This is a genomic window from Mycobacterium bourgelatii (genome assembly GCF_010723575.1).
GTDB lineage: Bacteria > Actinomycetota > Actinomycetes > Mycobacteriales > Mycobacteriaceae > Mycobacterium > Mycobacterium bourgelatii.
The window spans coordinates 3,551,014-3,565,339 of record NZ_BLKZ01000001.1 but is presented as its reverse complement, the minus strand read 5'-3'; the positions used below and the strand labels follow the sequence as shown (position 1 = coordinate 3,565,339).

Genomic DNA, 14,326 nt, shown 5'->3' with positions numbered 1-14,326 from the left:
GGAGAGGCGATCATGACCATTGCGACACCGTTGACCAGCGCAATCGACTTCGACCCCACGGTCCCCGCGCCCATGACTAACATCGCCGAGCCTGGCTTCGAGGGCAGGTTCGAGTCCTGGTCCGATGACGCGCGCCTGTTCGAGTACTCAAAGGCGGCGAACCCGATCGGCTCGGGACACACGCCGCAGATGCCGATCGCCCAGTTCGGGCCCGAGCTCTACGTGGACCAGCCGACGGGCGTCATCCCCCTCGACCTGTCCGCCCAACTGGGCTTCACCACCGGTGCGGCCACCAGCCCGGGGTTGCTGGCGAACTTCCTGACCATCCGGGCCGCGGAGCACATCGACACCGGACAGCTCCGAGTCAACGCCACCTCACAGCTCTACTACGTGCTGTACGGGCGAGGCTTCGCCGCCGTCGACGGCCGGCTGGTCGGGTGGGAGAAGGGCGACTTCCTGGTCCTGCCCGCGGGCTCGAAGGCGGTGTTCTACGCCGACGCCGACGCGGCCATGTACTGGGTGCACGACGAGCCGCTGCTGCGTTACCTGGGGGTTGACGCGACCCGGCCACGGTTCCGGGCCACCAAGTTCCGTCGCGCGGACGCCGTCGCGAAGCTGGCCGAGATCGCCGCACGGCCCGGCGCGAACGACAAGAGCCGGGTGAGCGTGCTGTTGGCCAACGCCGACCAGGAGCAGACGCTGACCATCACCCACGTGCTCTGGGCCATGTTCGGGGTGCTGCCGCCGCATCAGCAGCAGCGTCCCCACCGGCATCAGTCGGTCGCGCTGGATCTGATCCTCGACGCGCCGCCGAGCGGCTGCTACACGCTGCTGGGCACCCGGCTGGACGAGCGTGGCGAGATCGTCGACCCGATCAGGGTGGACTGGCAGGCCGGCGGTGCTTTCACCACTCCTCCGGGCATGTGGCATGCCCACTACAACGAGACGGACACCCCGGCACACCTGATCCCGGTGCAGGACGCCGGACTGCAGACCTTCCTGCGCAGCCTGGACATCAAGTTCACCCAGCGCCGCGACGGCTGAGGCGCGACGCGCGATTGACTCTGCGCCTAGGGCGACAAAATGCGAGTAACCGCCGCCAAAACCGCAGTATCAACGCGAGGTCAGTTGTCGCTGCAGAATGTGGGCCAATCTGAGGGCTACCAGGTTGAGCATCCCTTGCACTTCCGGCTGTTCATTCGGCGGCAGGTTGTCGACCTCGCGCTGCACGGTGTCCGCTTGCTGCCGCAGCGCCGCAATCTGCTGATTGCGTTGTGCGGGGGTCAGGTTGTCCCAGTTGTCGTCCAGCTCGGTGGCCTGCCGCAGCAGCTCCTCGACCTCCGCCTTGGGGTCGACCGCGAGGCTAGGGGGAGGCCGCAGCGGGCGGAAGTCGCTCGGTATGCCGGACGGCGCGGCGGCGGGCTGTGCTTGCACCGGACTCGCGATCATCAGGGTGCCGGCCAGCAGGCCGGTAGCAACAATCGCCGTGATTTTCATTGACGTTCCTCCTGCGCGCTCGACGACGTCGGCGCGGGGTCCCGACGTCCGAAGGCTCGCGTTCGCGGCCGACACGCGCAGATTGCCGCACGTCGGCTGCGGGATCTTTGCGTAACTCTTGCGGAATTCTTGCGTTCGCCGCGGCGCTGAGCCCACGCCTCGACGCCGCGCGGCGCATCCCTGGCACGAACTCGACTTGCACACTGCGCCTTGCACATTGCGCAGGCGAGCCATAGGGTGACGAAGCTTGTAGTCGCGTGACTACAGCTTCCGACGATTCCGATGGATTGGGGCGATGCCTAAATGAGCCAACCGGTGCGACCGCCGAAAGACGCGCCCAACGTCGTCGTGATTCTGCTCGACGACCTCGGTTTCGCCCAATTCGGTTGTTACGGTTCGGACATCGCGACACCGGCTATCGATCGCCTGGCCGCCGGGGGGCTTCGATACAACCGCTTTCACGTGACCGCCCTCTGCTCGCCGACCCGGGCGGCGCTGCTGACGGGCCGCAACCACCACGCGGTGGGCATGGGTTTCCTGGCCGACCTGCCCACGACGCATCCGGGCTACACCGCGCGCATCCCGCGGTCGGCGGCCACCCTTCCGCGGGTGCTCCGCGACGCCGGCTACAGCACGCTGGCGGTGGGCAAATGGCATCTGGTCCCGCGCGGTCAGCGCTCCGACGCCGGGCCGTTCGAACAGTGGCCGCTGGGTTTGGGTTTCGAGCGCTACTACGGTTTCCTTCGCGGTGATGCGAATCAATGGGCGCCCGAACTGGTTCGGGACAACTCGTTCGTCGAACCGCCCGCCCGCCCGGAGCAGGGCTACCACCTGACCGAAGACCTCGCCGACGAGGCCATCCGGATGGTGCTCAACCAGCAGGCCGGAACCCCGGGCAAGCCGTTCTTCCTGTACTTCGCCACCGGCGCGATGCACTCGCCGCACCACGTGGAACGCTCGTGGGCGGACGCCTACTCGGGTCGGTTCGACCGGGGCTGGGATCAGTGGCGCGACGAAGTGTTTGCCCGGCAAGTGAATTCGGGCGTGGTGCCCGCCAACACCACCCTCACGTCGCGGCCATCCTGGGTGCCCGCGTGGGAGGACCTCAGCGCCGACGAGCGCCGGCTGTACGCCCGGATGCACGAGGTGTACGCGGGATTCCTCAGTCACACCGATGCGCAGATCGGGCGAATCATCGACACGCTGGAACGCATCGGTCAACTCGACAACACCCTGATCTTCGTGCTGTCCGACAACGGCGCCAGTGCAGAGGGCGGCGTCACCGGCACCGCCAACGAGCACCGCTTCACCCACCGTGTCCGCGACAACCTCGCCGACAACCTGCAGCTGCTCGACGACTGGGGCGGCCCCGAGAACTACCCGCATTACGCGTGGGGTTGGGCCTGGGCCGGCAACACGCCGTTCCGGCTTTGGAAGCGCTACACCTGGCTGGGCGGAACACGTGTACCGTTCATCGCCCACTGGCCCAAGCACATCCGCGCGGGGAGCGCGGCCGGCCAAGTTCGAGGCCAGTTCGCCCACGCGATCGACCTGCTGCCCACCGTGCTCGACGCGTGCGGCATCTCCGCGCCCGAAACGGTCGACGGCATTCCCCAGTTGCCCATCCAGGGCGCCAGCCTGCTGCCCAGCTTCACCGATTCCGCGGCGCCGAACCCGCGCTCGGTGCAGTACTTCGAGATGCTCGGCTCGCGGTCGATCTTCGCCGACGGATGGAAAGCCACGACCGACCACGTCTCGGGGGGAGTCATGGACGAGGATCTGCTGTTCCCGGGCAGCCGTGACTTCGAGCACGATCAGTGGTCGCTGTTCAACCTGGACGAGGACTTCTCCGAGGCGCACGATCTCGCGAACGAGCATCCCGACGTGCTCGAAAGCCTGCAGCGGCAATGGTCGACCGAAGCCGAGGCGAACAATGTGCTGCCGCTGTTCGATTCGCTCGTCGGGCGCCTCGCGGCCTTCGCGCCGCCGGATTACCCGATCGACCAGAGGGTCACGCTGTACCCGCAATCGGGCCCGGTGTCCGACGAGGCAATACCGCTGCTGGCGGGCGGTGGCCACATTGTCGCCGACGTCGAGGTGCCCGAGGTAGCCGAAACCGCGCCAAGCGGAGTGTTGTTCGCCATCGGAGACCGCAACGGCGGGCTGGCCGCCTACGTGCTCGACGGACGACTCACCCTCGCGCTGGCCCTACCCGGTGAGACGTTGAGATTGCAGTCCGGTCAACAACTTTCACCGGGCCGCCACCTGCTCGGCCTGGTGCTGCGGCTGGAGCAGGGCGGCCTGCGGGTAGAAGCGGTGTTGGACGGGGAGGTCGTCGCCAGTGCGTCGTCCGAGCACACCCTGCCCTTCGTCTTTCAGCATGGCGGCACCCACCTCACGCTCGGCTACGACCGGGGGCTGCCGGTGAGCGACGACTATCAGCCCCCATTCGCGTGGAACGGCATCCTGCACACCGTCACGGTGCACGCCGGACAGACGGAACTCGACCAGCTGGACTTCCTGCGCACCGCCCTACAGGCCGACTGAAGACTCAGCCGGGCGGGTTCTGCGGTTTGCGCACCGCCGAGCCCACCGCGTCGCTGAGCGAGGCGTATCCACCCGCATGCAGCCGGCGGGCGATTCCGTCGTGAATGTCCTTGGCCCACAAGCCGCCGCCGTAGATGAAACCCGTGTAACCCTGTAGCAGCGACGCGCCCGCGGTGATGCGCTCCCAGGCGTCGTCGGCCGTCTCGATTCCGCCCACGCTGATCAGCACCAGCCGGTCGCCGACGCGGTCGTAGAGCCGGCGCAGCACCTCGACGGCGCGCTTGGCCACCGGCGGCCCGGAGATACCGCCCGGGCCCAGCGCCTCGACGCCCGGGGTGCGCAGACCCGCGCGCGAAATCGTGGTGTTGGTGGCCACGATGCCGGCCAGGCCCAGCTCGACCGCCAGGTCGGCGATGTCGTCGACGTCGGAATCGGAGAGGTCGGGCGCGATCTTCACCAGCACCGGCGTGGAGGTCTCCTGCAGCACCGCCGACAGAATCGGGCGCAGCGACTCCACTGCCTGCAGGTCGCGCAGCCCCGGCGTGTTCGGTGAGCTGACATTGACCACCAGGTAGGCCGCCAGCGGGCCCACCAGGCGCGCGCTGGCGCGGTAGTCGTCGACGGCTTGGTCGGCCGGTGTCGCCTTGGTCTTTCCGATGTTCACCCCGATCGGGATGTCGGGGGTGTGCCGCGCCAGTCGGAGCGCCAACTCGCCCGCGCCGTGATTGTTGAATCCCATCCGATTCAGCAGTGCCCGGTCATCGGCCAACCTGAACAAGCGCGGGGTCGGGTTACCGGGTTGCGGGTGTGCGGTGACAGTGCCGATCTCGGCGTATCCGAAACCCAGCGCGCCCCAGGCGGTCAGCCCGGTGCCGTCCTTGTCGAAACCCGCGGCCAGCCCCAGCGGCCCCGGGAACCGCACCCCGAACACCGCGCTGGACAACACCGGATCGGTCGGCCCCAGGGTCCGACGCAGCCGCGAGCGCACCGGCTCACTAGCCGTCGCACCGCGCAACGCGGCGAACACGAGCGTGTGGACGCGCTCCGCCGGCATCAGGAAAAGCAGCCGTCGAAACGGCGCGTATAACGGGTGCTGGCCCGCGCCGATCTGCAAGGTCACAGTTCCGTGTGGTCGGGACCGCGCGTGCTCGAGTCCGCGCTGTCCAGGCGAGACTTCTTGCGGCGCAACAACACCCGTCGACTCCCGTCATTGTAGAGCCGGACCCTGGTCAGTTCCCAGCCGCGGAACTCGGCCTCGATGGACAACCGGGTGGACGCGCTGAGCCGGGTCACTTCCGGCGGCAGTCGCAACGGCGCCCACTCGTATTCGTCAGACATGTCGGTGTGCCATTCGGCGGGTAGCCGACCCCATTGCGTCGACCGGCGGTTCGTCACGACTGGCCCGCCGCGTGCTCGATGACCTGAACCCCGGCCCCGGAACCGGACACCACGTACAACGTGCCGGACGTGTCGTCGAAGGCCAGCGAGTTGGGTTGCTGCACGGTCGGGTAACGCACCTTTTCCACGGGGATTCCGGTGGACAGATCGTAACCAATGACGATGTTCGCCGCGGTCTGGGCTATCCAGGCCAAATTCCGCGACCCGACCAGGCCGTACGGCGCCTGCGGCACCGGATATGCCTGCCGCAGGATCAGCGGGTCGACTCCGTAGACCAGCAGTTGGCCGCCCCGTGTGTCGGCGACCAGTACCCGACCTTGCTCATCGGCGGCCATGGTGGTGGCGCCCTCGCCGGCGCGCAATGCCTGCTCGGCACGCCCGTCCGGCGCCAACGCCGTCACCGACGTCTGCCCGCGGTCCAGCACCACAACCCGGTCGCCCTGGGTGACAAGGGAATCGACCCGAGCGAACAGCTGGTTGCGGTCGGTCACCGGGGCGGTCCCCGATTCCGCGGCCCCCAGGGTGTAGACGGCGCCATCGGCGCTGCCGAGCACCAGTCGGCCGTCGGCGCGGCGGGTGATCGCGGTGAAGTCCACCTGCCCGGAATCGGCGACGGCGACCCGGTCGACGCGCCCACTGACCAGATCGACCACAAAGTAACCGCCGCGGCTGGCCACCGCCGCCGCGCCATGACCGTCGCAGACAAACGCCGACGCGGGTCCCGGCAGCGCGATGACCCGGGGCGCGGCCTGACCCTCGTCGAATAGGCTGAGGCTGGCGGGCGCCGACGGGTCGTCTCCGGGACTGAGCACCACCAGCTTGTGCGTCTGGCCGTCATACTGCGCGGCCTGGGGATGACCTTCCAGCGGTCGTACCACACCGGCCGGAGCTTGCGCCGCCGGTGGAGAGACCGCCGGCTGTGCGGCCGGAATCGTGGGTGGAGTCGATTGCAGCGGATTCGACGAACACCCCATCAGGGGCAATGCCAAAACCAGCAAAACAATGCCGGTGCAAATACAGCTTTGAAAAGCACTTTTGTGCAGTTTGACCAAGGAATCGCCTTCTTGCGCGGAGCGTACAAATGAAATTCTAAGGAACGCGACCGCCCCCAATCTGGTCATGTCGCTCCCCCCAACTGGTCTTGAAGATGTATCTTCTTGACATGACCGTCATCGCTGACCGGCATATCGCAAGCAACGAGTTTGCTATCGAGGATATGTTGACGGGCATTTTCGCCAGCGGGTACGGAGTCGTCGGAGATGGGCGTAGTTTTTCTTTCCACATTGAGCACCGCTCGCTCGTTGTCGAGATTTACCGGCCACGTATTGCCGGCCCGGTTCCACAATCGGAAGACGTGGTCGCGCGGACCGTCCGCAGCTTGGTCGACATCGACCTGACCGACGAGCGCAGCCTGGCCGCGGCCGTGCGAGACGCCGTCGCCCACGCGGAACCCGTCCAGCGCTGACGCCGCGGTCGCGCCACGTAGCAGCTTTCGCAACCAGGTACGGTCGTCGTCGTGTCTGCGGTTCCGGCGATGTCCTGGTGGCAAGTCATCGACTTGGCCGTGCTGCAGGGTCTCACCGAGTTTTTGCCCGTCTCTTCGTCTGGCCACCTGGCCATAGTGTCGCGGCTCTTTTTCCGCGATGACGCCGGCGCCTCGTTCACCGCGGTCACCCAGCTGGGCACCGAAGCGGCCGTGCTGGTGTACTTCGCGCGCGACATCGGCCGCATCCTCAAGGCCTGGTTCAGCGGCATCTTTCGCGGCGCCGCATACCGCAACGCCGACTACCGACTCGGCTGGTACGTCATCATCGGGACGATCCCGATCTGCGTGCTGGGCCTGCTGTTCAAAGACGACATCCGCTCCGGCGTGCGCAATCTCTGGGTGGTGGCCACCGCAATGGTCGTCTTCTCCGGCGTGATCGCCCTGGCCGAGTACCTGGGCCGACGCACCCGGGACGTCGAGCAACTGAACTGGCGTGATGCCGTGGCGGTGGGTGTTGCCCAATGCCTGGCGCTGGTCCCCGGCGTTTCTCGATCGGGCGCGACGATCAGCGCCGGTCTCTTCCTCGGGCTGCAACGCGACCTGGCCGCGCGATTCGGGTTTCTGCTGGCCATTCCGGCGGTGTTCGCCTCCGGTCTGTTCTCGCTGCCGGACGCCTTCCACCCGGTGACCGAGGGGATGAGCGCGACCGGCCCCCAGCTGCTGGTCGCCACGCTGATCGCGTTCGGGATCGGGTTGGCCGCGGTGGCCTGGTTCCTGCGATTCCTGGTGCGCCACAACATGTATTGGTTCGTGGGCTACCGCGTGCTGTTCGGGGGGGTGGTGCTCGCCCTGCTGGCGACCGGAACGGTGACTGCGACATGACCGTCATCCTGTTGCGCCACGGCCGGTCCACGTCGAACACCGCGGGCACCCTTGCGGGCCGTTCCGAGGGCGTCGACATCGACGACAAGGGCCTCGAGCAGGCCGCCGGCCTGATCGATCGGCTTGGCGATCTGCCCATCCGGGCGCTGGTCACCTCCCCGCTGTTGCGGTGCCGTCGCACGGTGGAGCCACTGGCCGAGGCGCTGTGCCTGCAGCCGTTGATCGAGGACCGGCTCGCCGAGGTGGACTACGGCGACTGGACCGGCCGCAAGCTCAGTGAGCTGGTCAACGAGCCGCTGTGGCGGGTGGTCCAGGCCCATCCGAGCGCGGCCGTGTTTCCCGCCGGGGAGGGCCTCGCTCAGGTCCAGGCTCGCGCCGTGGCCGCGGTCCGCGAACACGACCGGCGCCTGGCCGAGCAGCACGGCGGTGACGCGCTCTGGGTCGCCTGTACCCACGGCGACGTCATCAAGTCGGTGATCGCCGACGCCTACGGCATGCATCTGGACAGCTTTCAGCGGATCAATGCCGATCCGGCGTCGGTCAGTGTGGTGCGTTACACCCAGCTGCGCCCGTTCGTGCTGCACGTCAACCACACCGGGTCCCGGCTCGCGGCCGGGCTGCGCGCAGCGCCACCTCCACCCACCGAGGCCGCCAAAGAGGGCGCCAAGGAGGGCGCCAGGGACGTGCCTCCACCGAGCGACGCCGTCGTCGGCGGCTCCACCGACTGACCCACGACCGCCGAGCGTGCGTGTCGGTACCCGACACGCCGACAAACATTGGCATTCTGCGCACCCTCGCGACACATGGAACCGCACAGGGACCGCATGGGCACGGTATTTTGGAAGTGCCATGGCCCGAGCAATCCACGTCTTCCGCACACCCGACCGATTTGTGGCCGGGACCGTAGGGCAGCCCGGAAACCGCACGTTCTACATCCAGGCCGTGCACGACTCCCGCGTGGTGTCGGTGGTGCTGGAAAAGCAACAGGTAGCGGTTCTGGCGGAGCGCATCGGCGCGTTGCTGCTCGAGGTGAATCGCAGGTTCGGCACCCCGGTGCCGCCGGAGCCCACCGAGGTCGAGGATCTCAACCCGCTGATCATGCCGGTGGACGCCGAGTTTCGGGTCGGGACGATGGGACTCGGCTGGGACTCCGAGGCGCAGACGGTGGTGGTCGAATTGCTAGCCGTCACCGACGCCGAGTTCGATGCCTCAGTCGTCCTCGACGACACCGAGGAGGGGCCCGACGCGGTGCGCGTCTTCCTCACCCCGGAGTCGGCGCGGCAGTTCGCAACCCGCTCCAACCGTGTCATCTCGGCGGGGCGCCCGCCGTGTCCGCTGTGCGACGAGCCGCTGGACCCGGACGGGCACATCTGCGCGCGCGCCAACGGCTACCGGCGCGAGGCGCTGCTCGGGCCCGACGATGACGTCGCAGAGTGACGCGCGTGAGGTCCTGCGCAACGGCGAGCTGACGGTCCTCGGACGCATCCGCTCCGCCAGCAATGCCACCTTCCTGTGCGAGGCCACGCTGGGGTCCGCGAACGTGCATTGCGTCTACAAGCCGGTGGCCGGCGAGCAGCCGCTGTGGGACTTCCCCGACGGCACGCTGGCCGGCCGCGAACTGGGCGCCTACCTGGTTTCGGTGGCACTGGGCTGGAACATCGTGCCGTACACCATCATTCGAGATGGTCCCGCCGGACGCGGCATGCTGCAGCTGTGGGTTCAGCAACCCGGCGACGACGTCGACGCCGACCCCCGGCCCGGACCTGACCTGGTCGACCTGTTTCCGGCCGGCAAATCACAACCCGGCTACCTCGCGGTGCTGCAGGCCTACGACTACGCCGGCGACGAGGTCGTCCTCATGCACGCCGACGACACCCAGCTGCGCCGGATGGCGGTGTTCGACATCGTGGTGAACAACGCCGACCGCAAGGGCGGCCACGTCCTCAAAGGCATCGACGGCCAGGTCTACGGGGTGGACCACGGGGTGACCCTGCACGTCCAAGACAAGCTGCGCACCGTGCTGTGGGGGTGGGCCGGCAAGCCCATCGACGACGAGACGTTGGAGGGAGTGGCCAGGCTGATCGAGGCCCTGCGCGGGTCGCTGGCCGACGAGCTCAAGGGGCTGATCACCGCGGCCGAGGTCGCCGCGCTGCGCCGGCGCGCGCTGGACCTACTGGACAACCCGGTGATGCCGGCTCCGAACCGCCACCGACCCATTCCCTGGCCGGCGTTCTGACGCGGGCCGGCGCGTCAGTGATACTGAAGGCGTGACCGCGGCCCCCGGCGACAAGATCGACAACCACGATCTGACCGACGCCGAGCTCGCCGCCGACCTCGCCGCCGATGCAGGCCGACTGCTGCTGCAGGTACGCGAAGAAATGGGTTTCGCCCATCCGTGGATGCTCGGCGATGCCGGTGACACGATGGCGAATTCGTTGATCCTGCGCCGGTTACGCGTCGAGCGACCCGACGATGCCGTGCTCAGTGAGGAAGCTCACGACGACCTGGTCCGGCTGAAGTCCGACCGGGTCTGGATCATCGACCCGCTGGATGGCACCCGCGAGTTCTCCACCCGCGGCCGTGACGACTGGGCCGTACACGTCGCGCTATGGCAACGTTCCACCAACGGTGAGCGGCAGATCACCGACGCCGCCGTGGCGCTGCCGGCGCGCGGCAATGTGGTGTACCGCAGCGACACCGTGACGGGCGACGCGGCGCCGACGGGAATTCCCCGCACGCTGCGGGTGACCGCCAGCGCGACCCGGCCCCCAGCGATCCTGTACCGCATGAGCCAAACCCTGGACATCGAACTGGTGCCGATCGGTTCGGCCGGCGCCAAGGCGATGGCGGTGGTCGACGGCCACGTCGACGCCTACGTGCACGCCGGCGGCCAGTGGGAGTGGGATTCGGCGGCGCCCGCGGGCGTGGTGCAGGCCGCCGGGATGCATGCCTCGCGGTTGGACGGCTCGCCGCTGGAGTACAACCAAGCCGACCCGTATCTGCCGGATCTGTTGATGTGTCGCGCTGAGGTGGCGCCGATCTTGCTGGACGCGATCCGACAGGCCTGGTGGCGGTAGGTCCCTGGCGACGCGGCTGTCCTAAAGTCGACGGCATGCAGTCGTGGTCGCCGGCACCGGTTCCGGTACTGCCGGGGCGCGGCCCGGAGCTCCGGTTGTATGACACCGCCGATCGTCAGGTGCGCCCGGTGACGCCGGGTGCCCGGGCAACGATGTACGTCTGCGGGATCACGCCCTACGACGCGACACACCTCGGCCATGCGGCTACCTACCTGGCGTTCGACCTTATCCATCGGCTGTGGCTCGATCTGGGGCACGAGACGCACTATGTGCAGAACGTCACCGACGTGGACGACCCGCTGTTCGAACGCGCCGACCGCGACGGGATCGACTGGCGCGATTTGGCCGAGCGAGAAGTTGCGCTGTTCCGCGAGGACATGTCGGCGCTGCGGATCCTGCCGCCCAGCGAGTACATCGGAGCCACCGAGGCTGTCCCCGAAATGGTGGAGCTCATCGAGAAGATGTTGGCGTCCGGCGCGGCCTATGTCGTCGATGGCGAATATCCCGACGTGTACTACCGGGCGGACGCCACGCTGCAGTTCGGCTACGAGTCGGGCTACGACCGCGACACCATGCTTCGGCTCTTCGCCGAACGCGGCGGCGACCCCGGGCGGCCCGGCAAGACCGACGAACTCGACGCGCTGCTGTGGCGGGCCGCGCGGCCAGGGGAGCCGAAGTGGCCGTCCCCGTTCGGGTTTGGCCGCCCCGGCTGGCACGTCGAATGTGCCGCGATCGCGCTCAGCCGCATCGGCAGCGGACTTGACATTCAGGGCGGCGGCAGCGATCTGATCTTCCCCCACCACGAGTTCACCGCCGCGCACGCCGAATGTGTCAGCGGCGAACGGCGTTTTGCGCGCCACTACGTGCACGCCGGGATGATCGGCTGGGACGGACACAAGATGTCCAAGAGCCGCGGCAATCTGGTGCTGGTGTCGCAACTGCGCGCCCAGGGCGTCGATCCGGCGGCCATCCGATTGGGTCTGCTTGCCGGGCACTACCGTTCGGACCGCTATTGGAGCCAGCAGGTCCTCGACGAGGCGACCGCCCGCCTACACCGCTGGCGCACCGCCGCCGCGTTGCCCGCCGGCCCGGACGCGGCCGACGTCATCGCCCGCGTACGGCGCTATCTGGCTGATGATCTCGACACCACGAAAGCGATTGCCGCGCTGGATGGTTGGACCACCGATGCGCTGGAATACGGTGGCCACCACGAAGGCTCACCGGCGCAGGTGGCCGCGGCCACCGACGCGCTGCTCGGCGTGTCGCTCTAGCCGTACGGTGGTACGTTTTCGGCCATGACCACGATGCAGGACAAAGTCGTCTTCATCACCGGTGCCGGGCGAGGAATCGGGGCCGAAGTCGCCCGTCGGCTGCACAACAAGGGTGCCAGGCTGGTGCTGACCGATCTCGGTGACAAGGAGCTGGCCGAGATCGGCGCCGAGCTCAGCGGCGATGGCCGTGTGCTCACCGTCGTTGCCGACGTGCGCGATCTCGCGGCAATGCAGGACGCGGCAAAGCAAGCCGTCGAGAAGTTCGGCGGCATCGATGTCGTCGTCGCCAACGCCGGCATCGCCAGCTACGGCTCGGTGCTCGCCGTCGACCCGGAGGCGTTCAAGAGGGTGCTGGACATCAACCTGTTTGGCGTCTTCAACACGGCCCGAGCCACCTTGCCCGACTTGATAAATCGCCGTGGCTACCTGCTGGTCGTCTCGTCGCTGGCCGCGTTCGCCGCGGCCCCGGGCATGGCCTCTTACGACATGTCCAAGGCCGGCGCCGAGCACTTCGCCAATTCGCTGCGGCTGGAGGTCGCCCATCTCGGCGTTGACGTCGGTTCGGCGCACATGTCGTGGATCGACACGGCCCTGGTCCGCGACAGCAGGGCAGACCTGCCGTCGTTCGATGAACTTCTCCGGAGATTGCCTTCGCCGCTGAACAAGACCACGTCGGTCAACAAGTGCGCCGCGGCCTTCGTCGACGGCATCGAGAACCGGAGAGCGCACGTGTACTGCCCGAGATGGGTGGGCCTGCTGCGCTGGCTAAAGCCGGTGTTGTCCACCCGGCTCGGCGAGATGGCCATCCGCAAGACCGCGGCCGAACTGATGCCCCGGGTAGACGCCGAAACCATCGCACTCGGTCGATCCACCAGCGCCTACACCCAGGCTCTGGAGAAACCGTAATGCCGTGAAGGTGGCCATTTGCGGTGCCGGGATCGCCGGGTTAGCCGCTGCGGAACGTATGTCGGCGCTCGGCGCCGAAGTGGTGTTGTTGGAGCGCTCGCCCGGCCCGCGCACCCAGGGCTACCTGATCGACTTCTTCGGCGCCGGTTACGACGCCGCCGAAGCCGTCGGAGTCCTGCCGGCGATCGAAGATCTTGCCTACCAAGTCGAGGAAGCCGGCCTGGTCGACGAGCGCGGCCGTCGTCGAGCGGGCATACCGTATGGGCTGATCAACAAAGCGCTCGAAGGCCGGCTGTGCAGCATCATGCGGCCCGACCTGGAAAAGGCGTTGCGGGACAACCTGCCTGCCGACGTGGACCTGCGCTTCGGCGCATCAGTTGCCGATGTGACACACCGTGACGAGGGGGTCACGGTGACGCTCGTCGACGGCGGCGAATTCGATGCAGATCTGCTCATCGGGGCCGACGGAATCCACTCGACCGTGCGCACATTGGTGTTCGGCGACGAGTCACAGTATCTGCGCTACCTCGGATTTCACACCGCCGCTTTCGTATTCGACGCTCCCGAGATCCGCGAGGCCGCCGGCGACCGCGTCTTGCTGACCGACACCCTGGATCGGCAGCTGGGCTTCTACGTCCTGCGCGACGGCAAAGTTGCGGCGTTCGCGGTCCATCGCGCGCCGGATCCACAGCGGCCCAACGACGTTCGCGCCGCCATCGAGACCAGCTACGCCGACATGGGCTGGCTGGTGCCGCAGGCCCTGGAAAATCTCCCACCCGCCGAGCAGATCTATTACGACCAGGTCGCCCAGGTCGTGATGCCCACCTGGCGCAAGAATCGGGTGGTCCTGCTCGGTGACTCGTGTGCGGCGGTCTCGCTGCTCGCCGGACAGGGCGCTTCGTTGGCCGTGGCCGCCGCATACGTGTTGGCCGAACAGTTTCGCAGGACCTCGTCCGTGGATCGGGCGCTGGACTTCTACGAGCGGCTTTGGCGCCCAACCGTCGAGGACAAGCAGAAGTCCGCGCGCGATATGGCCAACCGGTTTCTACCCGCCACGGTCGTTCAGCAACGGACCCGCCGCCTGGCGCTGCGGTTCGCTTGGTTCGGTCCCGTCAGACGGCGTCTGGTGGCCGCATTGGTCGGCGAGCCCGACGCGGTCATCCCGATGCTGCTCGACACCGCATCCGACGATCAATCCGCGCTGTCGTAGCTAGAAGCGACGTTCCGCGGCGCGCGTGGCGTGGTCTTTGAAAACTCTTGAA

General features: G+C 67.7%; 15 protein-coding genes. 11 read left to right on the top strand and 4 right to left on the bottom strand.

Annotated elements, in window-relative coordinates; all coding sequences use genetic code 11:
• Positions 1-9: 9 nt before the first annotated feature.
• Positions 10-1,044 carry a cupin gene (locus tag G6N68_RS15500; RefSeq protein ID WP_371871699.1) on the top strand — a complete coding sequence of 345 codons (1,035 nt, stop codon included), beginning with the start codon at positions 10-12 and terminating at the stop codon, positions 1,042-1,044.
• 69 nt (positions 1,045-1,113) lie between these two features.
• On the opposite strand, the gene G6N68_RS15495 is transcribed toward G6N68_RS15500, so the two are convergent.
• Complete coding sequence (locus G6N68_RS15495) at positions 1,114-1,497, bottom strand: hypothetical protein (RefSeq protein ID WP_163713840.1); 384 nt, start codon at positions 1,495-1,497, stop codon at positions 1,114-1,116.
• A 303-nt stretch (positions 1,498-1,800) separates the two neighbouring features.
• On the opposite strand from G6N68_RS15495, the gene G6N68_RS15490 reads away from it, so the two are divergent.
• Entirely contained in the window at positions 1,801-4,044 is a 2,244-nt protein-coding gene (locus G6N68_RS15490) for a sulfatase-like hydrolase/transferase (RefSeq protein WP_163713836.1), read from the top strand.
• Between the two features lie 4 nt (positions 4,045-4,048).
• Here the strand turns inward: G6N68_RS15490 and G6N68_RS15485 are convergent, their stop codons facing one another.
• The 3 genes from G6N68_RS15485 to G6N68_RS15475 are packed head-to-tail and all read right to left on the bottom strand — an operon-like array spanning position 4,049 to position 6,416.
• On the bottom strand, positions 4,049-5,152 hold the full coding sequence (locus tag G6N68_RS15485; RefSeq protein WP_263991910.1) for a quinone-dependent dihydroorotate dehydrogenase: 1,104 nt from the start codon (positions 5,150-5,152) through the stop codon (positions 4,049-4,051).
• Between the two features lie 8 nt (positions 5,153-5,160).
• Complete coding sequence (locus G6N68_RS15480) at positions 5,161-5,382, bottom strand: DUF5703 family protein (RefSeq protein WP_163718659.1); 222 nt, start codon at positions 5,380-5,382, stop codon at positions 5,161-5,163.
• 53 nt (positions 5,383-5,435) lie between these two features.
• The gene (locus G6N68_RS15475) at positions 5,436-6,416 is read right to left on the bottom strand and encodes a YncE family protein (protein WP_240355763.1); all 981 of its coding nucleotides are present in this window, start codon (positions 6,414-6,416) and stop codon (positions 5,436-5,438) included.
• 188 nt (positions 6,417-6,604) lie between these two features.
• Here G6N68_RS15475 and G6N68_RS15470 point away from each other — a divergent pair, with 188 nt between their 5' ends.
• From G6N68_RS15470 to G6N68_RS15430, 9 genes are all read left to right on the top strand, one after another.
• Entirely contained in the window at positions 6,605-6,907 is a 303-nt protein-coding gene (locus G6N68_RS15470) for a hypothetical protein (protein ID WP_163713833.1), read from the top strand.
• A gap of 69 nt (positions 6,908-6,976) precedes the next feature.
• Positions 6,977-7,810, top strand: a complete 834-nt coding sequence (locus tag G6N68_RS15465) for an undecaprenyl-diphosphate phosphatase (protein ID WP_163718655.1) — start codon at positions 6,977-6,979, stop codon at positions 7,808-7,810.
• Positions 7,807-8,538, top strand: a complete 732-nt coding sequence (locus tag G6N68_RS15460; RefSeq protein WP_163713830.1) for a histidine phosphatase family protein — start codon at positions 7,807-7,809, stop codon at positions 8,536-8,538. The genes G6N68_RS15465 and G6N68_RS15460 overlap by 4 nt, the downstream gene beginning before the upstream one ends.
• A 121-nt stretch (positions 8,539-8,659) precedes the next feature.
• Positions 8,660-9,247, top strand: coding sequence for a DUF3090 domain-containing protein (locus tag G6N68_RS15455; protein WP_163713827.1), 588 nt, complete (start codon positions 8,660-8,662; stop codon positions 9,245-9,247).
• The gene (locus tag G6N68_RS15450; RefSeq protein WP_163713824.1) at positions 9,231-10,046 is read left to right on the top strand and encodes an SCO1664 family protein; all 816 of its coding nucleotides are present in this window, start codon (positions 9,231-9,233) and stop codon (positions 10,044-10,046) included. Before G6N68_RS15455 ends, G6N68_RS15450 begins: the two co-directional genes overlap by 17 nt.
• Before the next feature lie 55 nt (positions 10,047-10,101).
• Positions 10,102-10,887 carry a 3'(2'),5'-bisphosphate nucleotidase CysQ gene (locus tag G6N68_RS15445; protein ID WP_240355761.1) on the top strand — a complete coding sequence of 262 codons (786 nt, stop codon included), beginning with the start codon at positions 10,102-10,104 and terminating at the stop codon, positions 10,885-10,887.
• 35 nt (positions 10,888-10,922) lie between these two features.
• A complete protein-coding gene (mshC, locus tag G6N68_RS15440; protein WP_163713817.1) occupies positions 10,923-12,158 on the top strand; it encodes a cysteine--1-D-myo-inosityl 2-amino-2-deoxy-alpha-D-glucopyranoside ligase in 1,236 nt (411 codons plus the stop codon).
• A 24-nt stretch (positions 12,159-12,182) separates the two neighbouring features.
• Entirely contained in the window at positions 12,183-13,064 is an 882-nt protein-coding gene (locus tag G6N68_RS15435) for an SDR family oxidoreductase (RefSeq protein WP_163713814.1), read from the top strand.
• A 4-nt stretch (positions 13,065-13,068) separates the two neighbouring features.
• Complete coding sequence (locus G6N68_RS15430) at positions 13,069-14,274, top strand: FAD-dependent monooxygenase (protein WP_240355490.1); 1,206 nt, start codon at positions 13,069-13,071, stop codon at positions 14,272-14,274.
• The last annotated feature ends 52 nt before the right edge of the window (positions 14,275-14,326 follow it).